The sequence below is a fragment of the Buttiauxella cochleicola genome (assembly GCF_021282435.1).
In the GTDB taxonomy this organism is placed as follows: Bacteria; Pseudomonadota; Gammaproteobacteria; order Enterobacterales; family Enterobacteriaceae; genus Buttiauxella; species Buttiauxella massiliensis.
Genome location: NZ_JAJSOT010000001.1, coordinates 596380 through 617877, shown reverse-complemented (window position 1 = coordinate 617877; position 21498 = coordinate 596380). Strand labels below are relative to the sequence as shown.

Annotated in this window: 11 protein-coding genes and 1 pseudogene; 5 read left to right on the top strand and 7 right to left on the bottom strand. The window is 51.1% G+C overall.

Translation table 11 applies throughout. From position 1 onward, the window contains the following. Positions 1–47: 47 nt before the first annotated feature. Positions 48–1277 (bottom strand): peptidase T, encoded by a 1230-nt coding sequence (gene pepT / locus LVQ77_RS02795; protein ID WP_232903605.1) that lies wholly within the window; start codon positions 1275–1277, stop codon positions 48–50. A 114-nt stretch (positions 1278–1391) separates the two neighbouring features. On the opposite strand from pepT, the gene LVQ77_RS02790 reads away from it, so the two are divergent. After that, complete coding sequence (locus LVQ77_RS02790) at positions 1392–2996, top strand: ABC transporter substrate-binding protein (protein WP_232903604.1); 1605 nt, start codon at positions 1392–1394, stop codon at positions 2994–2996. A 38-nt stretch (positions 2997–3034) separates the two neighbouring features. Here the strand turns inward: LVQ77_RS02790 and LVQ77_RS02785 are convergent, their stop codons facing one another. After that, entirely contained in the window at positions 3035–5425 is a 2391-nt protein-coding gene (locus LVQ77_RS02785; protein ID WP_232903603.1) for a glucose/quinate/shikimate family membrane-bound PQQ-dependent dehydrogenase, read from the bottom strand. Between the two features lie 307 nt (positions 5426–5732). Further along, positions 5733–8030 (bottom strand): FdhF/YdeP family oxidoreductase, encoded by a 2298-nt coding sequence (locus LVQ77_RS02780; RefSeq protein WP_232903602.1) that lies wholly within the window; start codon positions 8028–8030, stop codon positions 5733–5735. A gap of 247 nt (positions 8031–8277) precedes the next feature. Here LVQ77_RS02780 and LVQ77_RS02775 point away from each other — a divergent pair, with 247 nt between their 5' ends. After that, positions 8278–9969 (top strand): methyl-accepting chemotaxis protein, encoded by a 1692-nt coding sequence (locus LVQ77_RS02775; protein ID WP_232903601.1) that lies wholly within the window; start codon positions 8278–8280, stop codon positions 9967–9969. 226 nt (positions 9970–10195) lie between these two features. Here LVQ77_RS02775 and LVQ77_RS02770 read toward each other — a convergent pair whose 3' ends face one another. After that, positions 10196–11926, bottom strand: coding sequence for an ABC-F family ATP-binding cassette domain-containing protein (locus tag LVQ77_RS02770; RefSeq protein ID WP_232903600.1), 1731 nt, complete (start codon positions 11924–11926; stop codon positions 10196–10198). A gap of 395 nt (positions 11927–12321) precedes the next feature. Here LVQ77_RS02770 and LVQ77_RS02765 point away from each other — a divergent pair, with 395 nt between their 5' ends. Further along, the gene (locus tag LVQ77_RS02765; protein ID WP_232903599.1) at positions 12322–13578 is read left to right on the top strand and encodes a putative acyl-CoA thioester hydrolase; all 1257 of its coding nucleotides are present in this window, start codon (positions 12322–12324) and stop codon (positions 13576–13578) included. 33 nt (positions 13579–13611) lie between these two features. Beyond that, a pseudogene (locus LVQ77_RS02760) lies at positions 13612–13761 on the top strand (helix-turn-helix domain-containing protein); the annotation flags it as partial. A 31-nt stretch (positions 13762–13792) separates the two neighbouring features. On the opposite strand, the gene LVQ77_RS02755 reads toward LVQ77_RS02760, so the two are convergent. Further along, positions 13793–15259, bottom strand: coding sequence for an aldehyde dehydrogenase (locus tag LVQ77_RS02755; RefSeq protein WP_232903598.1), 1467 nt, complete (start codon positions 15257–15259; stop codon positions 13793–13795). 223 nt (positions 15260–15482) lie between these two features. Between LVQ77_RS02755 and LVQ77_RS02750 the strand changes: the two genes are divergently transcribed. Next, positions 15483–16280 carry an MBL fold metallo-hydrolase gene (locus LVQ77_RS02750; protein ID WP_232903597.1) on the top strand — a complete coding sequence of 266 codons (798 nt, stop codon included), beginning with the start codon at positions 15483–15485 and terminating at the stop codon, positions 16278–16280. A gap of 93 nt (positions 16281–16373) precedes the next feature. Here LVQ77_RS02750 and LVQ77_RS02745 read toward each other — a convergent pair whose 3' ends face one another. Together LVQ77_RS02745 and LVQ77_RS02740 are read right to left on the bottom strand one after the other, a co-directional pair. Next, positions 16374–18527, bottom strand: coding sequence for a virulence factor SrfC family protein (locus LVQ77_RS02745; protein ID WP_232903596.1), 2154 nt, complete (start codon positions 18525–18527; stop codon positions 16374–16376). After that, positions 18524–21496, bottom strand: coding sequence for a virulence factor SrfB (locus LVQ77_RS02740; RefSeq protein ID WP_232903595.1), 2973 nt, complete (start codon positions 21494–21496; stop codon positions 18524–18526). The genes LVQ77_RS02745 and LVQ77_RS02740 overlap by 4 nt, the downstream gene beginning before the upstream one ends. Between the last annotated feature and the right edge of the window lie 2 nt (positions 21497–21498).

Sequence of the window (21498 nt, the reverse complement as noted above, 5' to 3'; positions counted from 1 at the left end):
TTTGTCGGGTGACGCTAGCGCTTACCCGACCTACGAAAAGACCGGACTTATTTAGCTGCTAACAAACACAACTTCAGCGCCACGTTATAAGATGCTTCAAAAGCTCTCAGCGGTAAAAACTCGAACTTAGAATGGAAATTATGCGCGCCCGTGAAGAAGTTTGGCGTTAATAACCCTTTTGCCGAAAGTGCTGCACCATCGGTGCCACCGCGCATAGGAATGATCTTAGGCTCGATATCTAACGCCTTCATCGCTTCGAAAATAAGATCAATGGCGCGACGATCGTCATTAATCGCATTGCTAATATTGCTGTAAGTGTCGCTGATTGAAATATCCACTTTCGCGGTAGGGTGCTGCGCGGCAATTATTTCTGCGACATCGCGCAATTGCTGTTTACGCGCTTCAAAATTCTGAGTGTCAAAATCACGAATATTGGCTTTCAATATCGCTTCATTTTGTGTGGTGTGCATACCGTTAAACCAAATATAACCTTCACGATCTTCGGTATTTTCCGGTGTCTGGTTTCTGTCGAAATGGCTGATGAAATCATGTGCCATCAGCAGTGGGTTAACTAAAACACCTTTTGCTGACATCGGGTGCGCGGTCACGCCTGTAAAACGAATTTCGGCGTGCGCGGCATTAAAGTTTTCATACACCACTTCACCTAATTCACAGCAGTCGATAGTCCAGGCAAAATCAACGTTAAAACGGGCCATATCCAACGCTTTTGCGCCACACAGACCAATTTCTTCATCAGGTACAAAAGCGACAACGATATCGCCGTACTTCATCTCTGGTGTCAGATTTTCCAGTAGCGTCATCACCACGGTTACGGCAGATTTATTATCTGCGCCGAGCACACTGGTGCCATCGCTAAAAATTATCTCTTCGTTCGGGTACGCGAGAATTTCCGGGTGTTCAGCGGTGCGCAGCCAGATATCTTGTTGCGGGTTAAGGCAAAGATCCACTCCGTTAAAGCGCAGCACTTGCGGGTGAATATCCGGTGAAAGCCCAACATCGACGGTATCGATGTGTGTGATAAACCCAACGCGTGGTGCGCCGGGAACATTGCCTTTTTTGACTGCAGTGACAGTGGCATGTTCGTCGATAATCACATCGTCAAGACCGAGTTCGCGGAGTTCACGCGCCAGCAATTGTGCCATTTCATGTTGGCCAGGAGTGCTTGGTAGGGTGCTGGCACCGGCCTGGCTTTGGCTGGTGATCGCCAGATAACGGAAGAAACGTTGTGTTAATTGTTCTGAGAGTTGTGATGCCATGACTTCCTCTTTACTGGATATATTCATTTGTTTGAAATCGACTTTTAATGTTATTTATTAAGTCGCTTTGTACAAGCACTATCCTGGGTGAAAATTATAAATAATAGGGCAGGCATGAAAACTTCCATCACAACAAAAACCACAAAACTTGCATTGATAATAGCCGCGCTGACAGTCAGTTCTACTGTTACAGCTAAAACATTAGTTTATTGCTCCGAGGGTTCACCAGAAAACTTCAACCCGCAGTTATATACATCGGGAACCAGTGTTGATGCGAGCGCTGTACCGGTTTATAACCGCTTAGTAGATTTTAAAGTAGGTACTACCGACTTACAGCCGAGCCTCGCAGAAAGCTGGGATGTCAGCGAAGATGGCAAAGTTTATACTTTCCATCTGCGTAAAGGGGTGAAGTTCCAGAGTAATAAATACTTTAAACCAAGCCGTGATTTTAACGCTGACGATGTCATTTTCTCGTTTATGCGCCAGAAAGATCCAAAGCATCCTTATCACAACGTTTCTAATGGAAACTATTCCAATTTTGAAAGTCTCGAGTTTGGCAAATTAATTACCTCGATTGATAAAGTTGACGATAATACCGTTCGATTCACGTTGACTCACCCAGAAGCGCCATTTATTGCTGACCTTGGCTGGTATTTTGCCTCGATACTTTCCGCCGAGTACGCTGATTCGATGCTAAAAGCGGGCACTCCAGAACGTGTGGATATGGACCCTATCGGCACCGGACCTTTCCGTCTTGCGCAGTACCAAAAAGACTCACGCATTCTGTTCACCGCATTCCCTGAATACTGGCAGGGCAAGGCAAAAATCGACAAGCTGGTATTTTCCATTACCCCGGACGCCTCAGTGCGTTTAGCTAAGCTTGAGAAAAATGAGTGCCAGGTGATGCCATTCCCAAATCCTGCCGATTTGCCGCGCATGAAGGAAAATGCTGACATCAACCTGATGCAAAAAGCAGGGCTAAATACCGGTTTCCTCGCATTCAATACCCAAAAAGCACCGACGGATAATGTGAAAGTACGCCAGGCGCTGGCAATGGCTATTAACAAGCCGGCAATTATTGACGCGGTATTCCGTGGCACCGGAACGGCTGCGAAAAATCTGCTGCCACCAGGCGTGTGGAGTGCTGATGATTCGCTCAAAGATTACGAATACGCCCCGGAAAAAGCCAAAGCGTTACTCACAGAGGCGGGCTTTGCTAATGGCCTGACCATCGATCTGTGGGCGATGCCGGTACAGCGTCCGTATAACCCTAACGCTAAGCGGATGGCGGAGATGATTCAGGCCGACTGGGCGAAAATTGGCGTCACGGCAAAAGTTGTCACCTTTGAGTGGGGCGAGTATTTAAAACGTGTGAAAAGTGGTGAGCATCAGGCGGCGTTGATGGGGTGGACCACGGCCACAGGGGATCCGGACAATTTCTTCGGCCCACTGTTTACCTGTCGTTCAGCGGATGGCGGCTCTAACTCGGCAAAATGGTGTTATCAGCCATTTGATAAGTTGATTCTTGAAGCGCGTACTTCAAGCGATCACGAAAAACGCGTGGCACTGTATAAAGAAGCACAGCAGATGATGCATGACCAAATGCCTGCGGTGATGATTGCTCACTCAACGATTTTCGAACCTGTTCGCAAAGAAGTGAGCGGTTATGAAGTCGATCCGTTTGGTAAGCACATTTTCTATCAGGTGGATGTGAAGTAACTGAAAACGGGTGCGATAAGCACCCGTTTTTTTATGGCTTATTTCGCGTCTGGCAACGCATAAGCAATGATGTAATCACCACGGTCAGGAGACTGACGTGCGCCGCCTGCGTTAATCACAATGTATTGCTTGCCGGTCTTTGGTGACACATAGGTCATCGGCCCAGATTGGCTACCAACTGGCAGACGGGATTTCCAGATTTCCTTGCCGTTTGCAGTATCAAACGCGCGTAGATAGAAATCCTGCGTACCTGCGAAGAACAACAGGCCCGACTGAGTCGACAGCGATGCACCAAGCGTAGGCATGCCAATTGGAATCGGTAAATGCATACGAATCCCCAGTGGCCCGGTATCTTGTACCGTCCCCACCGGAACCTGCCAGACAACTTTCCCTGACTTCAGATCAACGGCCGACATCGTGCCAAACGGTGGTTTCTGGCATGGAATACCCAGTGGTGAGAGGAAACGCTCACGCATTGCGCCGAACGGCGTGCCGTCCATTGGAACGATACCCATCTCGATACCGCTGGCGTTTTTCGCCACATTGGCACGAGGCACCATGTAGTTTGCAAGACCCAGACGCATATCGTTGACGAACATCAGGCTGTTATTCGGGTCAACAGAAACGCTACCCCAGTTCATCCCACCCAGCGACCCTGGATATTGCAAGGAGCGGTCAAGGCCCGGTGGCGTGTAAACCCCTTCGTGGCGCATGCCTTTGAACTCGATACGACAAATCAGCAGATCGATTGGTGTCGCACCCCACATATCCGATTCAGTCAGGGTTTCGTTGCCAATCATGGGCATCCCGACCGAATACGGCTGGGTTTTCGAATAACGCTCACCTTCGATATTGCCCTGTGGCACAGAGCGTTCTTCTACCTTCGCTACCGGCTCGCCAGTCTCGCGGTTGAGCATGAAAATCATGCCCTGTTTGGAGGTCTGAACAATCACTGGCGTAGTGCTGCCTTTACCATCGGGTAAATCATAAAGCAGTGGCTGTGATGGTAAATCGAAGTCCCATAAATCGTGGTGCGTAGTCTGGAAATGCCAGCGCACTTTGCCCGTTGTTGCTTCAACTGCAACAATAGATGAGCTGTATTTATCGTCCTGTGCAGTACGCGTTCCACCAAAGAAATCAGGTGTGGCGTTACCAGTTGGTAGGTAAATCAGACCGAGTTTTGCATCATAAGACATGGCAGACCAGACGTTTGGTGTGCCGCGTGTATAAGTCTGGCCTTCAGGTGGCAACCCTGTGATAGCCGGATTACCCGGATCCCATGCCCATGCCAGTTTACCGGTGTGAACGTCATAAGCGCGTACCACACCCGGAGGCTCACCGGTGGAGAAGTTATCTGCCACACGGCCACCAACTACCACCACGTTACCGGCAACAAGAGGTGTAGAGGTTTGCTGGTAATAGCCCGGTTTAACTTCACCCATGCCAGCTTTCAGGTCGACCGTACCGTGGTCGCCAAAGTCTTCGCACAACTTACCGTTATCAGCGTTGATCGCAATTAAGCGCGCATCGGTAGTAGGCAGGAAAAGACGGCGAGGGCATGCAGCGGGCTGCGCTGGTTCGGCAAGAGTAGCGGCAGCTTGTTGAGTCGTTTCTTCGAAATAACCTAAACCACGGCAGCGCTGCCAGTTCGGTGCTGTAGCTTTACTGTCATAGCGCCATTTTTCTTTACCGGAGTCGACATCCAACGCCAGCACCTTGCTGTACGGTGTGCAGACAAAAAGTGTGTCTCCAACCTGTAATGGGGTGTTCTGGTCTTCTGCGCCCGAACCGTTGCTTTGGGGAATATCACCCGTATGCGCGGTCCAGGCTACTTGCAACTCCGAGACATTACCCTTGTTGATTTGATCAAGGGCGGCAAAACGGTCGCCGTGGGTGGTATTGCCCCAGTGCTTCCAGTCTTTTTGTACTTCATCAGGTGCGACGGGTTTTACCGGGACGTCTTCATTGGCGGCAACTTGCACCTGCGGCACAAACATCCAGCCTGCGCTTACCAACATACAAACTGCGAGCAAAGCCGCAATACCATATGCCGGCCCTTTTTTTACCGGAACCGTGCTTTGGGCAGTGCGTAAAATGGGCCATGCAATGGCAGCAAGGAAGGCGAGCACCGCAAAGGTAAACAGGCGCGAGAACAGCGGCCAGAAGTCCCAACCGGCATCGCTAATTGCCCAAAATATTGAGCAGACGAATGCCAGGCCATAGAGCACCAGCCCGGCGATTTTCTTCTTGATAATCAAAATGGCAGAAATGAGCATCACAATGCCCATCAGCAAGAAATACCAACTGCCGCCCAGGGCAACTAAATAAGCCCCACCAATACCGATCGCGAGGCCAATAAGTGCCATTAGCCCGCCAAGAACCCACAGCAGCCCAAGTGCCAGGCCGCGCGGGGGAGTAAGATTTGCCATAACATTCTCCTGTTGAAGCGTGTTCCTTCAGCTTCATATGCAACAACGTCTCCTTGTTGCAGGAGATCGCCTGATTTGTACCTTTTGGTGTAAACAAAAACGCATGTGGTGACTGTATTTAGCGTTATCTCGAAAGTGAATTACGCATAACGAACCAAATGGTTAATGTTGGGGTATCATAATCTTCCGTTATGATATTGCAAAGTTGTTAATGAGAAATCTCGCATTTATTGCGAATTGGTAGCGGGATGGGTTGGGAGGTCGGGTAACGTGGGCTACCCGACAAATGCAGAGAGGAACTGCTTGTTTAAGCTATACGCAGGGTTTCAACGGGAGCAGTACGGCAAATTTTAACCGGTACTGATTTCGATGTTGGCGTCCCGGTGCCGTCGCCGACGCTGCTCAGAGGAACCAATGGGTTCGTTTCAGGGTAATAGGCTGCCAGATTGCCGCGCGGGATGTTGTAAGGCACGATTTTAAAACCGCTGACTTTGCGTGTGATGCCATCGTTCCATATCGTTTCGATATCTACCTGGTCGCCCTCGTGCAACTCAAGTGCCGCAAGATCTTCCGGGTTAATAAATAACACTTCACGCTGCCCGTAAACACCACGGTAACGGTCGTCCAACCCGTAAATTGTGGTGTTATATTGATCGTGCGAGCGTAAGGTTTGCAGCGCAAATGGGGCTTTTAAATCACCAAATAATGATTGCGGAAGAGGGGCGGCACTGAATTCCGCTTTCCCCGTTGGGGTATTAAAACGTAATTCGGCCGCCGCGTTACCAAGGTAGAAACCACCTGGTTTTTCACACTGCTGGTTAAAATCTTTAAAGCCAGGAAGGGTGGCCGCAATATGGTCGCGAATCAGATTGTAATCCGCTGATAATGCCAGCCAGTCGAGATTTTCTTGCCCCAGAACGGTGTTAGCAATCCCACAAACAATGGCGGTTTCTGAACGCTGCGTTACAGCAATCGGTTTCCCGATACCTTCAGATGCGTGCACCATGCTGAATGAGTCTTCAACGGTGATGAACTGCCGCCCACTGGCCTGCATATCTTCTTCAGTACGCCCAAGCGTTGGCAAAATCAGTGACTCTTTGCCGGGTACGACATGGCTGCGGTTAAGTTTGGTGCTGATATGAACCGTCAGGCCGCAACGTTGCAGAGCTTCCTCGGTGCGAGGGCTATCTGGTGCGGCTGCCGCAAGATTGCCACCAAGAGTAATCAGGACTTTGACCTCATCACGTAGCATTGCCGCAATAGCTTCAACGGTGTTATGGCCTTGCGCGCGCGGAGGCTCAAAACCGAAATGAGTTGCAAGGCTATCGAGTAATGCAGCCGATGGTTTTTCATCAATGCCCATCGTGCGGTTGCCTTGTACATTACTGTGACCGCGCACTGGGCACAGGCCCGCACCAGGTTTTCCGAGATGGCCACCCAGAAGTTGCAGGTTAACGATTTCACGTACGGTGTTCAGGGAGTGTTTGTGCTGCGTAATGCCCATCGCCCAGGTGCAAATCACACGTTCGGCCTGCTGCCAGATAGTCGCGGCATCACGCAATTGCTGCTCGCTCAATCCGGATTGCTGGGTAATGTGCTCCCAGGACGTGTTGTCGATTTCAGCAAACCATGCTTCCACGCCAAGAGTGTGCTCAGCAATAAAGGTTTCATCGAAAATACCCGTGCCACCGTTCTCAAGTTTCTGACGATGGGTTTCCAGTAGCGCTTTTGCCATGCCGCGAATCGCGGCCATATCACCGCCCAAATTCGGCTGGTAATAGTAGCTACTGATTTTACCGGCCAGTGGTGTCACAACTTCTAATGGCTTTTGCGGATCGGCAAAACGCTCAAGACCGCGTTCACGCAGGGTATTGAAAGTCACAATTTGTGCGCCGTTCTCAGCTGCGTGGCGCAAGCTATGCAACATACGCGGGTGGTTAGTACCTGGGTTTTGGCCAAACACAAAAATGGCATTAGCCTTGTCGAAATCATCTAAATGAATGGTGCCTTTACCGACGCCGATACTGCGTTTAAGCCCGCTGCCGCTAGCTTCATGGCACATATTCGAGCAGTCCGGGAAATTATTGGTTCCCATCATGCGACCGAATAATTGGTACAGATAAGACGCTTCGTTACTGGCGCGTCCTGAGGTGTACAGTTCCATCTGGTCGGGATTATCCAATGCCTTAATATGCTGACCGATAAGCGCCAGTGCGTCATCCCAGCTAATGGCTTCGTAATGGTCAGTCTGCGGGTTGTAACGCAACGGCTCAGTAAGTCGTCCTTGATATTCAAGGAAATAATCGCTCTGCTGATACAGATTACTGACACTGTGTTTAGCAAAAAACTCGTTATCGATAAAACGGCGAGTTGCTTCCCATGTCACTGCTTTCGCGCCATTTTCGCAGAAGCTAAAAGTACTTTTATTGTCATCGCCCCATGCACAACCTGGGCAGTCAAACCCTTTGGCTTTGTTCATGCGCATCAAGTTGCGCAGGTTTTTGATGGCATGTTTACTGTCGATAACAAAGCGGGTAGTTGCTTCAAGAGAGCCCCAGCCACCGGCTGCAGCGCGATAGGGTTTGATTGCAGATTTAAATTTCATAACGCTTAATTGTTGTCCTTTGAGCGACCGCACGCGGTTACGCCATTTACCGTTACAGTCAGTTTACTCCGGTTTAACCTGAATGTAAGCCTTACTAATTTCAGGGCTAAACTGTGATCTGTATAACTATTCATCGATGATTTGTTAACCCCTCCACAAAACGACAACTTTTTGTTCAATCTTTTGTTTCTCATGGCCGATGACTCTTTTACAGAAACACCTTTTTACAAAAAGAGAAACCAAGGACATGGCAACTACAAAAATCTCCCCACAAGGGGCTGTTCGTTTCTGGCACAACATCCGATTAGTGCCGCTGTTTACATCAATTCTGGTTGGGATTTTAGTGCTGTTCGCTTTATGTGTAGGGCTTGCGAGCTATTTTTTGATCCAGAGCGACAAAGCGCTGCAAGATGTGACCAACGAAATTCAGGTACGGATTGGGCTTTCGGAAAGCTCGACTAATTTGCGTAGTGCGCGACTGAATATCATCCATGCAGGGGCCGCAGGGCGTGTGGCCGACATGGATGATATGAAATTTAATATCGCTGAGGCAGAAAAGCTGATTAAACAAGCGCAGGCCAGTTTCGATATTTATATGGCTCGTGCCGACAAAGTTGAGGCGGGTGAAGCACTGGATAGCCAGCTACGCACACGCTTTGATGAATATCTGAATAAAGGTATGGCGCCGATGATGAAATATGCCAAAAACGGCATGTTTGAGGCCATCATCAATCATGAAAATGAAGAGGCCCGCAAGCTGGATTCCGACTATAACAAGGTGTTAGAGCAAGCGGCGAAGATTCGTACCGAGCGCGCAGTTGCACTTCATGAGCAAGCCCAGGCCCGCTCACATTTAAGTGTGATGGTCATGGCATGCGCATTTGCGGTCGCGCTGCTCCTGACGATATTTACCTTTGTCGTATTACGCCGCGTGGTTATTCAACCTCTGCAACAGGCTGCAACGCGCATCGAACATATCTCCAAAGGCGATTTAACCCAGCCATTGCAATCGTTCGGCAACAGTGAAATCGGCAAACTGAATCAGAACTTGCAGGATATGCAGGTTTCATTGGTGAATACGGTTGGCGAAGTGCGCATGGGGGCCGAAGCGATTTATCAGGGCACCAGCGAGATCTCTGCCGGGAACACCGATTTGTCGGCGCGTACTGAACAGCAAGTGGCGGCACTTGAAGAAACGGCGGCCAGTATGGAGCAGTTAACGGCTACGGTGAAACAGAACGCAGATAACGCCCATCACGCGACCAGGCTTGCCGAAGAAGCCTCCCACAAAGCCGGTGACGGTGGGCGCATTGTCTCAAGTGTTGTGAAAACCATGACCAATATCTCTACCAGTTCGAAGAAAATTTCCGAGATAACTGCGGTCATCAACAGCATTGCTTTCCAGACCAATATTCTGGCACTGAATGCGGCGGTTGAAGCGGCGCGAGCCGGTGAACAAGGGCGCGGGTTTGCTGTTGTAGCGACTGAAGTACGCACTCTGGCACAGCGCAGTGCACAAGCTGCCAAAGAAATTGAGGGGCTTATCAGTGAATCAGTATCGCTCATTGATAGTGGCTCAAGTCAGGTTGCCCATGCAGGCGAAACTATGACGGATATTGTCGGCGCGGTGCGACGTGTCACCGATATCATGCAAGAAATTGCGGCGGCATCGGATGAGCAAAGTCGTGGTATTGAGCAGGTCGGGATCGCGATAAACGAGATGGATAATGTGACGCAGCAGAACGCGGCACTGGTTGAAGAAGCCAGTGCTGCGGCGAATTCTCTCGAGGAGCAGGCAGCACGCCTGACTACCGCCGTAGGAACATTTCGTTTAAGCCACCAGCCCAACGTTGTAAAAACGCAACCTGAAAAGCCGAAAACCACAGCTAAGGCCGCTAAAACCGTTATAGACGAAGACGATAACTGGGCAACATTTTAGATGATGTGAATCGGTGGATGTCGCTTGCGCTAATCCACCCTATAAACTCCCAGAAAATGCCCCTCGTAGGTTACACCGTTAGTTTAAGAATGAGATATCCGGGGCGACCACCGGGTTTGGCGTCCCTCCGGGGAACCAAATCCCGGCGTTTCCCCTAATTCATTAGCTTAAATGAATGGTGTTACCTCGTAGGCCGGATTAGCTCCGCGACATCCGACGCTAACGTTTACTCGAGTTCCAGCCGGAGATTAAGCGCGGCAATCTCCATCCGCCATTGCTGCTGAAGCGCTGGTTTCTGGTGGCTTTGCTTGCGTGCTAAATCCTGCGCAAGCTTCTCCTCCAGCTCAACCAGGCGTTCCAACCAGCTTTCAGTTTCCGAATGAACCTGAACCGCCGTAGATGACTCGTCTTTCTGTGACGTTGTCACGATATCGACATTGTCATTTGTCAGCTGCGAATATAGCCCCTCAAGTGAGTGCCACTCGCTCAATTCGCCATTATCAATCAACCAGAAGCGGTTACAGCTTTTGGCGATTAATGTCCTGTCGTGTGTGACCAGCAACACGCCACCTTCAAAACTTTGCAGCGTTTCTGCCAGCGCCTCTTTGCCTTCCATATCCAGGTGGTTGGTTGGCTCATCAAGCAGTAATAGTGAATACCGCGCAAGAGTCAGGCCAACAAACAGCAATCGGGATCGTTCGCCTCCGCTCAAAGTGCTGACCGTTTGGCCATGGCGTAACCAGGCAAAACCGGCGCTGATCAACGCCATTTTGCGATCGCGCTCGGATAACGGCGCAAAAGGTTCGAGTGCTTCGAGCAAGGTGTCACCGTCACGTAACTGATGAAGTGTCTGGTCGTAATAACCCATCTCTACGCGTGGATGCAGGCGGATTGAGGACTCATCTTGCGACTGCTGATAATGCTGCCACAGCAGGCGTAATAAAGATGATTTTCCGCAACCGTTCTTGCCGATTATTGCCACCCGATCACCACTTTTCAGGCGCTGCATAGTCAGGTTAAACAGTGGAGGACAATCCGGTGCCGGACTTACCGACAGATTTTCCATTTCCAGCAGGCGATTAGCGGGTAATGCCTCGCCTTTGAGTATCAGTTGCCACAGATTCGCAGCACTTAGCTCGGTTTGGCTGTCCTTAAGTTTGTCGATGCGTTTTTCCATTTGCTTAGCTTTACGGGCGAGGTCTTCGTTGTCATAGACTTTGCCCCAAATTGCCAGACGTTTCGCACTGGCCGCAATGCGGTCAATTTCCTTTTGCTCGGCCTGATGGCGGTGTGCATCGGTACGGTCACGCTCTTCAAGCGCTGCGCGGGCTGCAGAGCAGGGTAGCTGGAAGAAACTAAGTCCGTGGTCACGCAGGATCCATGTTCCGTTGGTGACGTTATCCAAGAGATGTTGATCGTGAGAAACCAGCACAAAGCTGCCGTTCCAGTTACGTAAGAACAGCTCCAGCCACAGTAGTGTGGGCAAATCGAGGTGGTTGCTTGGTTCATCAAGCAGCAAGAGATCCGGCTCGGTGATCAACGCACGCGCCAATAATAAACGAGTGTGTTGCCCACCGCTTAACGTTCCGGCGGTGAGTTGCCAGGCACTTTCATCAAAACCCATGCTGGCTAAGAGCGCCTGTGCTCGCCAGCCATCGGTATGTTGTTGTGCTTCACTCAGTCTCGCTATCACGGCTTCAAGCAAGGTGAGTGAATGTAAATCTTCAGGTAAATGCTGTTCGACACGCGCCAATAAGCAGTGATGTGCGCGCGTCACGCTGCCACTATTGGGTTCGATTGTGCCATCAAGCAATTTAAGAAGGGTGCTTTTACCACAGCCGTTGTGGCCGATTAAGCCCAGGCGATCGCCTTTTTTAAGCGTAAAGGTGATATCAGCCAGCAGCGGGCCGAAAGCGGTATCAAGACTAAGGGATTGTGCGGTTAATAATGTGCTCATTGTTGCTTACTCAAGAGTTACAGGCGCGAAAACGCCTCGTCAAATATGGCTGACGATAACCCGGTAAGCCCGAGGGAAGGGATTGCAGTTGGTTGCTTCGCTCAAGCCGGATTATCGCAGTGCGATATCGATAACGCTTGAGCTATGACGATCACCAAAGGTATGTGAAATAAACAAAATTTCACGAAACAGCAGCATGGGTTCCTCCTTATATATTCAGTTGGTTGATGAATAAACAAATCCTGGCAGAAAACAGAAATAAATACCAGCTACCGATATTTCCCTGGGAGCAATTGCGAAAATGCCGCGCTCCTCATGTTTTTAAAATGATGTTTTATTTAAATTGGCCTTTGGTTTTTCAAATAAAACATTTATAAAAGACCGGGGCTTAACGTATGTCATTACCTCGCTACTCTGCTTTAGCTGTGCTTTGTATCCCTCTGGTACTGCAAGGATGCAGTTCACCAAACCTCACCTCTCACAAGGCACCAGGGAGCAGCACTCGCCCGGTTCTTAGCCAGAGCGAGGCGGCTCATTTTACGGAGCAAAACGTCTTCGCCCGTGCCGGAATAATTGCGATGGCGAAAAATGAGCCGTGGCAACCGGAGGCATTGAATTTAAAAGATATTGATACGCCATGGGTTGTCGGCAAAGACGCGCCGTACCAAACAGTGCAGCAGGCGGTGAATGCCGCATTAAAGGCTGCGAAATCGAACCAGCGCGTTGTGATAAAAATCCTGCCAGGCGTCTATGAAGGCACGGTTTACATTCCGATGAATGCACCGCCAGTCACGCTGTTTGGCGCAGGTGAAAACCCGCAGCAGGTGACGATTCAACTGGCGCTCGACTCAATGATTTCACCGGAAGTCTGGCGCAAAACCGTCAACCCGAGCGGGCAATATCAACCGGGTGATCCGGCCTGGGAGATGTACCAAACCTGTGCTAACAAAACCACGCCGGTGGTCGCCACCACGTGTGCAGCCGTTCTCTGGTCGCAAAATCATGGTTTCCAGCTTGCCAATCTGACGGTGGTTAATTCCCTGCTCGACACCGTGGATGGTAACGCGCATCAGGGCGTGGCCCTGCGAACCGATGGCGACAAAGTGCAGATTGAAAATGTGCGTTTGATTGGCCGCCAGGATACTTTTTTTGTTAATACCAGCGATGAGAAAAACCGCTACGTAACAGACAGAGTCAGCCGCGTATTCATCAAAGACAGCTACATTGAAGGCGATGTGGATTACGTGTTTGGCCGCGCGAATGCAGTGTTTGATAACGTGCATTTCCATACTGTCTCATCGCGACAGTCCCAGGAAGCCTTTGTGTTGGCACCTAACACGCTGCCGGATAACCCTTACGGGTTCCTGGTGAAAAACAGCCGCTTTACCAGCGATGGCGGTTTCAAAAACGGCTACTTTGCAAAACTTGGACGGGCCTGGGATCAAGGCGCAAAAACGACCGGTTATTTGCCGGGTAAAACCTCGAACAGCCAGGTGGTGGTGATGAACTCAACGATTGATAGTGGTTATGATTCTCTGTCGCCGTGGGGAAGTGCTGCCACGACCGCACGGCCATTTAACGGTAATAATGCCGCCGACAGAAATTTGAATGATGTAAATTTCAACCGCTTGTGGGAATTTAATAATCACTGAGCGTTTCGGCACAAAATGAAATCATAAGGGCACAAAGAGGTGCGCATGTCGTATGCGCTGCCTCAGTTGCAAACCACCGCGCTGCCGATTGGCGAAATTGCCTCACGCAGCGGGTATCTTTCAAGTTCACGATTTACAGCCCGATTTCAGCAGCATTACGGCTGTTTGCCGAAAAACGTACGCCAGAATAGGTTAACGTACGTTTCTTACCGCATCAGAATGGTAACGGTCGCGGCTGTGTTTGCATCGTTATCCAGCGCAGTTCGGTAAACTCACGTACGCCTGCCTGCCCACCAAAACGTCCGTAACCTGAGTCTTTCACACCGCCAAATGGCATCTGCGCTTCATCGTGTACCGTTGGGCTATTGATGTGGCAGATTCCACTTTGAATGCGGCTGGCAATATTCCATGCGCGAGCGGTATCGCGACTGAAAACCGCAGCAGACAGGCCAAGATCGTTGTCATTGGCGATAGCCAGCGCTTCGTCATCACTTTTCGCACGAATAATCCCTTTTACCGGCCCGAAGGACTCTTCGTGGTAAATGCGCATTTCATTAGTGACAAAATCCAGCACTGTAGCAGGCATGAGGGTTGAGTCCGCTTTGCCACCGGCTACCAGTTTTGCACCTTTTGCCAGCGCATCATCAATCAAATCATTGCAGCGGGAAACCGTCTGCACATCGACAACCGAGCCCAGAACAGTTGGGCCGAGGCGCGGGTCACCGCAGGGTAAACTGGCGGCTTTAGCTGCAAATTTTGCTACAAACTCATCGGCTACCCGTTCGTCAACGATAATGCGCTCGGTTGACATGCAGATTTGCCCTGAATTGGCGAAGGCTCCGAACGCCGCGCAGTTCACCGCCAAATCAATATCAGCATCATGCAGAACCAACAACGGTGCTTTGCCGCCCAGCTCTAAAACCACGGGCTTGAGATAGCGAGCACAAGTTTGCGCAATAATTCTCCCGACGTGCGTTGAACCGGTGAAGTTCACCCGGCGCACTGCGGGATGAGCAATCATCGCCTCCACAACGGTTCCCGCATCTTGTGGCGCATTGGTGACAAAATTGACCACACCCGCCGGGAATCCGGCTTCATTGAGTGCATCAATAATCAAACCATGTGTTGCGGGGGAGATTTCGGAACCCTTCAGTACTACGCAGTTACCGCAGGCCAGAGGTGTGGCGATAGCCCGCACGCCGAGAATCACTGGGGCATTCCACGGTGCCATTCCCAGCACGACACCCGCAGGTTGGCGGATTGCCATTGCCAGATTTCCTGGCACATCTGATGGAATAACCTCACCATTAATTTGTGTGGTGAGGGCTGCGGCTTCACGCAGAATCCCGGCACCTAAATGCACATTGAATTCAGCCCACTGAGCGGTAGCACCTGTTTCGGCCGCCATCGCGGCGACAAATGCGGCTTGTTTGGCTTCCAGCGCATCAGCGGCTTTTAAAAGCAAAGCCCGGCGCTGGTTTGGCGGAGTTTGTGACCAGGCGACAAATGCCAGGCTTGCAGCTTCAACGGCTGCACGAGCGTCATTGACGGTGGCAGCAGGTGCGATTGTCGCGACGTGCTCATCTAGCGGATTGCGGCGTTCAAAAGTTGCCTGGTTTTGTGCATCAACGGGCAGTCCATTAATAAGCATCGAAATAGAGACAGGGGATGTTCCTGGCATGTGACACCTCTTTTGTTATTTAAATGTTAAGGTGTCATCGAGTGTAGTGAGGATTAAATGCTTTTCCCAGCAATTTAATGTGCTTACGGGGAAAGGAATCAGCTCAACTCTCAATCCCTTCGGAATGAGGCACTCCTTCGATTTCTGAGCACCTTGTCAGTGCGCCATTCGACATAACTCCCTATACTGGGCGATGATGGATTTTTCTCAGGAAGGGGCGAACATGCCATTAACTATCAAGGTATTACTGGAAAATAGGCGGGCTGCCGGGGCAGAGAAATCGTTGCTTGCTAAAGCTGGGCTTAGCCTGTTGATTAAGGATGAAACAACCTCGGTTTTGTTCGATACCGGCCCTGATAATAGTTTTCTGCATAATGCGGCCTTGATGGGCGTTGATCTCACAGCTCTTACTGCGACGGTACTTTCACATGGCCATTATGACCATTGTGGTGGTGTACCCTGGTTGCCCAATAACAGTCGTATTATCTGCCATCCTCAGATAGCCAATGAACGCTTTGCAGCACTAAAACTGGCGGGTTTTAGCCGAAAAATAAAAAAGCTCTCGTTAGACATTGATTATTCTCGCCATCAAATGGAGTACAGCCGCATACCTGTGCCTATCAGCGAGCGTTTTTTGTGGTCGGGGGAAATCAACGTGGATGAACCCAGGGCATACGGAATTATAAGTGGTAACAGTGCTGCTATGGATTACGTTATAGATGAAGGTGTGCTTATTTATAAATCCGACCATGGGCTAGTGATTATTACTGGCTGTGGGCATCGGGGAATTATAAATATTGTGCGCCATTGCCAAAATATCACGGGGATTAAGCAGATCTATGCATTGATTGGCGGTTTCCATCTGCGCAGCGCGTTGCCGCCAGAATTACTGCGAATCAGACGTTTTTTACACCAGCAAAAAATTCAGAAAGTAATGGGGTGCCATTGTACCGGTGCATGGGGACGGTTGTGGTTGCCGGATGTGATCGCTCCTGCAACAGGCGATACTTTTGTTTTGTGATCGCGTGGTAACAAACTCTTTTGCAGGGGGATAAGTGCAGCGCCACCCGACTTAATGTGAATGAGTGCCGGGTGGCGCTATTGCTTATTCTTTTTACGGAATCTGTTTATCTACCTTTTTCAGCAATCCTTTCAATGCTTCTTTCTGAGCATCGCTCACATCCAGCGGATGGCGATAGCCGATGTTTTCCACCGCGCGGGTATATAGCGCCACCAGCCAGTCATAGACGTAAAGCGTATTGCCGCGCGCAGGTTGCTCACCTAAGCGCACCAGGCGGGTGCTGGCTGTAGCCTGTTTTTGTGGTGCAAACACAGGTGAGCCTTTATTCACCCGACTTGCCGGGCGCAAAGCTGGATCAACGTGGGCATAACCCAACCAGCTAACAAAATCGCCTAATACGGCTGTCACACAGGTGATTTCTTGCGCCATGCTGCCATCACCGTGGCGCAATGCCGACTCTAGCTGTTCGGGTAATTTCAGGCGATAACTGGCGACAATCAACAATTGGCAAAGTGCCTGAAGTTGAGTGTTATCCAGCCCGGAAAGATGAGCAACCTCGTGGCGAGTTGCCAACTGACGCAAATGATTAATCCACAACAGATGTACTACGGTGGCAAAACTGTCAGGGCTGCGCGTTTGCGTTTCGCTGCTGTCTACGTCTGTAAACAGATCGATATCCAGATGGAAACCTGCTGGCTGCTGGCTACGTAATTGCTGGTGGCTTACCCAACGTTGCTGTAAGACATGGCGCTCCGGCAATAAGCTTGCCAGCAGTTCGCCATGTAGGGCCGCGTGGGATTGCAGCGCGCGCACCAGACCTTCAGCCTGAGAACGTGCGCTTTCCGGCGTGAGGTTTTCGTCTTCAATCATATGGGTGAATAGGGCGCTGACTTCCGCATTCAGCGCGGCCTGCAACATCTCAATACGCAGTGTCCGCTGTGCCGGAACCAGCGCATCGGCAAGCCACTCCAGCAAACGGTGCATATTACGGCTATCCAGCGCTTGCAAAGTCCCCCAACGTTTACCCGGCAGACCTATAACACGTTGCACGCCTTCATCAAGGTTAGCGCCGCTAAAACGGGCATCGCGCGGAGTAATCGCCCAAATCAGACCTGGCGTTGTGGCATTACTGGCCTGGGTTTTATCGACCCAACGCGCCAGCATTTTACCAACTGCATTCACTTCCCGACGCTCGGCTGCCGCATTGCATACCACTAATTTATCGGGCTGTAGATATTGTGCATAATCATCAAGTTGCGCGAGGGGAATATCGACCACTTCAACCTGTGCCAGGCGCGGCTGATAGTTAAGCGAAAGCGTGATTTCAGCGCTCAACTGCTGTAAATCCTGCTGAGCGAGGCTGGTCTGTGTCCCGGCTTGTTGATTGACCAGAGGGCAAACCAGCACATCCGCATTCATCTCTGGTTCGTCAGGCGTGGTGGGGATCAAGAAGCCTTCTACCGGAAGCAGGAAGGTATCCACCAGCAGGCTGGCGGGAGCTAAAACCTGATGGGCATAACCTAAATGATTCAACGTCTGTGCAAGATGCTGCCAGTGAGCGGTAATAGTGGCGTTATCTCCCCAGAGTGGTGCCAGCAATGTGGCTTGATCGGCGCAGCTCAGCCACGGCAGGAGCTCGGCCATTTGCTGCCACAGCGTGTTATCCAGATGATGTTGGCGGCGAACCACTTGCTGGTAAGTTTGTGTAATATCGGAGAAGTGCAGCTGTGTCAGCCCTGGCATCGGTTGTGCCTGGCGGCGAGACTGTAACTCTTTAAGCTTTAATGCGATCACCTCAGGCTGCGCAAAACGGGTAGCGCTGTTGGTGTGATACTGGCGAATCATACGTTGGGCAAGCGTACTGGTACTGCACAGCGTGATGAGCAACGGATAATGTTCCGCAACCGGTAGTTCGCGGCGAGTAAAACGCACGGCAATACCTGGCGCATGCCCGGGGTTAATGTGCGTCAGATAATCCAGCACTTTTCCGCCGAGCATAATCTCGATACGTTCATGATTATCGCCCAGTAGCGTGGTCAATAGGTGATGCTTGCCCGCGATCGAGTGGCCGTATAAGCCAATTGTTAGCGGTTGCTCCGCCTGTAAGTCAAGTTGGTGCTGACGCTGTTGGAGTGTAGCCAGTTTATGCAGCAGCCCATCTGCTTCATTTTCCACCAGGGTAACAGTCTGGCGCGTCTGTTGTACCCAGTCCACTAAAGGGTGCAGCGTTGAGGTTATTGGATTCATTTTTGATACACGCTCCCGCTGTCAATCCAGTAATGGCTGGCTCCGCTGTAGCTTCCTGCCAGGGTATTCAATTTAAAACTGAGCTGGTTAAGTGGCACTTTGCTGCCATCCTGCAACCAGGCTTCCGCCAGCACAAAAGCATCGGCTTCGCGAGTTTGTTGCAGGCGTACATTTAGCACACCTTCACCGGCTATCTCTTTTGCCAACTGTGGTGAGTTAATCGCCAGTGTATACAGCGGCGTGGCAGGCCAGCGGGCATCATCAAGCTGGCGGAAACCGAGACAAGCATTGCCGCGTAGCGGGAAATGCAAACGGGTATCAAGCGTTGACTTCGGATCGTCGAGATCGATATCGCGATACCAGACGTTTTTCTCAACCAATGTATTGTTGCCATCGAGCATACCCAGATAGCGCACAGTGGAGTACGCCTGGATGTCAGAGGCTTTGAAATTAAAACCTGGCAGGCGCAAGTCCATCGCCAGGCTGCACAGCATGGCACCAACAGCGGCAGTAGATTTCGGATTGCCAATACGGCCTTGTTGGCTAAATGGATACCATTCATGAGTCTGATAATTATCCAACCAGACTATGCGGTTCACTGGAACCGGTTGTTGGTAGCGCAATAATGCCTGCACGCCTGGCAAGCAGGCCGGACGCCCGGTGACCAACAGCACATCGCAGCAATAGTGACTTATCACTTCACACAGCGCCTGAAGCGGGGCGGTCAGAGTGAATTGCCCTGCAAGTAACGCCTCTTGTAGTGATGCCAGTTCAACCTGTAATGGCACGCTGAACAGATCAAACGCCGGAGCATCAGCAGGCAGCGCGTGCTGCACAGCCTGTTGAACGTAATTAATCACGTTATCTGTTGGGCGTTGGGCCAACAGTTCGCCAAATGTCGCCTCGAGTGTTGCGTGGCGATCGTCGGGATCGCTATTTTCCCAGTAAGACAGCACTGCATGCCCAAGAGGGATAAACAGTTGCAGCGCGGTTTGTTGGCGCAGCGTACCTCGCGTGTCCATGCGCCCGGACTCACCAAATAACGTGGTCATCAGTCCGGTGGTATCAACCACACCTGCCTGGTGAATTTGTGCCTGTAATGCAGGGAGCACACAGCGCTGGATAACATCCAGCAAAATGTCATCACCTGCGACTTTAAAGCCTTCGCGGAACAGTAGACGTGGAGCAATTTTCACATTGCTGCCGACACCATCATCAAGATGATACTGGGTGATAGCCATATCGGTCGTGCCACCACCGATATCAATGGATGCGACGCGTAGCGTTTTGCCCGGCAGCTCATCAGCGGCTAACTCGCGGTCAGGGCGAGCGAGGCTTTTAAAGAAGTTGCCCGTTTGCCCTGCGTAATTGACCAACGCTTCGTTATACAGCCACACCAGTTGCCCGCAAGTGGCTTCGTCCCACTCCATCTGAACATCAGGGACTGGGACGACACTTTTCTGGAAATCACGCTCGCTGGTGAAACCATCATCTGTCGGGTGCCATTCCATCGCTTTCCACACCAGACCTACTGCTTCCTGCATTCGCTGGCGGAAGATCTCACGCTCCTGTTTTGGCATCGCCGAAGGCAGTGTTAGAATCAGATGGCGTAGCTGACGTGGTGCATTGAGATGCCCCATACTCTGGCGTGAGCCGACGCTGTTAATCTGCATCAGCGCCTGTGCCAACAACTCACACAGCATCAGCGTCATTAACGAACTACGGCTGTACTGTGGCGAAAACACTGGCAGGCGGTCTTCCAGCGGTAAGGAATAGAGCGGCTGCCCGTCGTCATTCATCAGGTTCATCAGGGGATAAGCGGTCGCCAGTGGTTCACGCTGGGTTTTCACACCCATTTGGCTAAAACGCCAATCCTGGTTGGCCGGGGTTTCATCCCATAGATAACGGCGCGGGCTGGAGATCCCGCTTGCGCCATCGGTCCCTAAACGGGCAGAAGCCATGCTGCGAGCTTCATCGCCAACGCGGGCAATCGATGGCCAGACAAACGCATCGTCACGGCCACTTTCCACCGAGAAATGCTGTTTGCCGAATTTAGCTTCAGAGAATTCGAGGCGGCTGGTAAACATCGCTTCGTTGATGGTTTGTGGTTCGCTGAGCGAGCGAATTTGCAGCTCGGCAGTCTGGCGCAGGCCGTCATTGGCTTCGCCGTGGTCTTCAATCAATACGCCACAGGTGTGGGTATTGCCGACATCCAGCACCAGATCAACAGGGATCGCCGGGGCTTGCAGCGTGGCGGTGACAATTTTCACTTCTGGCACTGAAAGCTGTGCGCCGAGCATTTCGATAATATTGAGATAGTGCGCCTGGTACTCGAAGGTTTTCAGCGCGTTGCTGATTTCACGCTCTGTTCTGGATTCATGGCGGGTGGCGAATTGCGTGAACACTTCACGCAGCCAGCCATCAACCCAGGTTTGATCGATAAAGTCGTTAATCTCTTCGTTGTGCCACGCAAGTGCAAAACGGGCTCCGTTACGGACATCATTTTGCGTGGGAGCCAAATGGGCCGCAGGGTTATCATCGGCCAGGATTTTTGTATCCAGTGCGATGGTAATGCGTACGGTGTTTCCAGCCGAGTCCGGTGTTTCAAGGCAACGAATCTGCACTCGTGCCCAGTTATCCGGGCCGCCCACAAAAGTACGTGGCGGATTAAAACGCAGGAATGGCAGCGGCAGCCAGGTTTTATCCAGTAGTTTCAGGGAATGGCCAAGCGTAATGGTGCTTTCCGGTTTCACTACCTCTGGAGCCGAGCCCTGCGAGCCTGGCAGAGTAAATTTGCCCGGTATCACATCGTAATCAAGGCGCAAAAGCGGGCCGTTCGCCGTTTTACGCACAAAGCGCCCGGTATGCGGAGCATTAGGCTGCGGAGCAAGGCCGAAATCCAGAAACTGAATGCCGCTGTCTTTAATGAGCGTCACGCTCGACTTATAGGGATACAGAGTGGCAAACATTG

Bases quoted from the DNA above. Each gene is read 5' to 3' on its own strand.
- pepT (WP_232903605.1), bottom strand. From the start codon at position 1,277: ATGGCATCACAACTCTCAGAACAATTAACACAACGTTTCTTCCGTTAT.
- LVQ77_RS02790 (WP_232903604.1), top strand. From the start codon at position 1,392: ATGAAAACTTCCATCACAACAAAAACCACAAAACTTGCATTGATAATA.
- LVQ77_RS02785 (WP_232903603.1), bottom strand. From the start codon at position 5,425: ATGGCAAATCTTACTCCCCCGCGCGGCCTGGCACTTGGGCTGCTGTGG.
- LVQ77_RS02780 (WP_232903602.1), bottom strand. From the start codon at position 8,030: ATGAAATTTAAATCTGCAATCAAACCCTATCGCGCTGCAGCCGGTGGC.
- LVQ77_RS02775 (WP_232903601.1), top strand. From the start codon at position 8,278: ATGGCAACTACAAAAATCTCCCCACAAGGGGCTGTTCGTTTCTGGCAC.
- LVQ77_RS02770 (WP_232903600.1), bottom strand. From the start codon at position 11,926: ATGAGCACATTATTAACCGCACAATCCCTTAGTCTTGATACCGCTTTC.
- LVQ77_RS02765 (WP_232903599.1), top strand. From the start codon at position 12,322: ATGTCATTACCTCGCTACTCTGCTTTAGCTGTGCTTTGTATCCCTCTG.
- LVQ77_RS02755 (WP_232903598.1), bottom strand. From the start codon at position 15,259: ATGCCAGGAACATCCCCTGTCTCTATTTCGATGCTTATTAATGGACTG.
- LVQ77_RS02750 (WP_232903597.1), top strand. From the start codon at position 15,483: ATGCCATTAACTATCAAGGTATTACTGGAAAATAGGCGGGCTGCCGGG.
- LVQ77_RS02745 (WP_232903596.1), bottom strand. From the start codon at position 18,527: ATGAATCCAATAACCTCAACGCTGCACCCTTTAGTGGACTGGGTACAA.
- LVQ77_RS02740 (WP_232903595.1), bottom strand. From the start codon at position 21,496: ATGTTTGCCACTCTGTATCCCTATAAGTCGAGCGTGACGCTCATTAAA.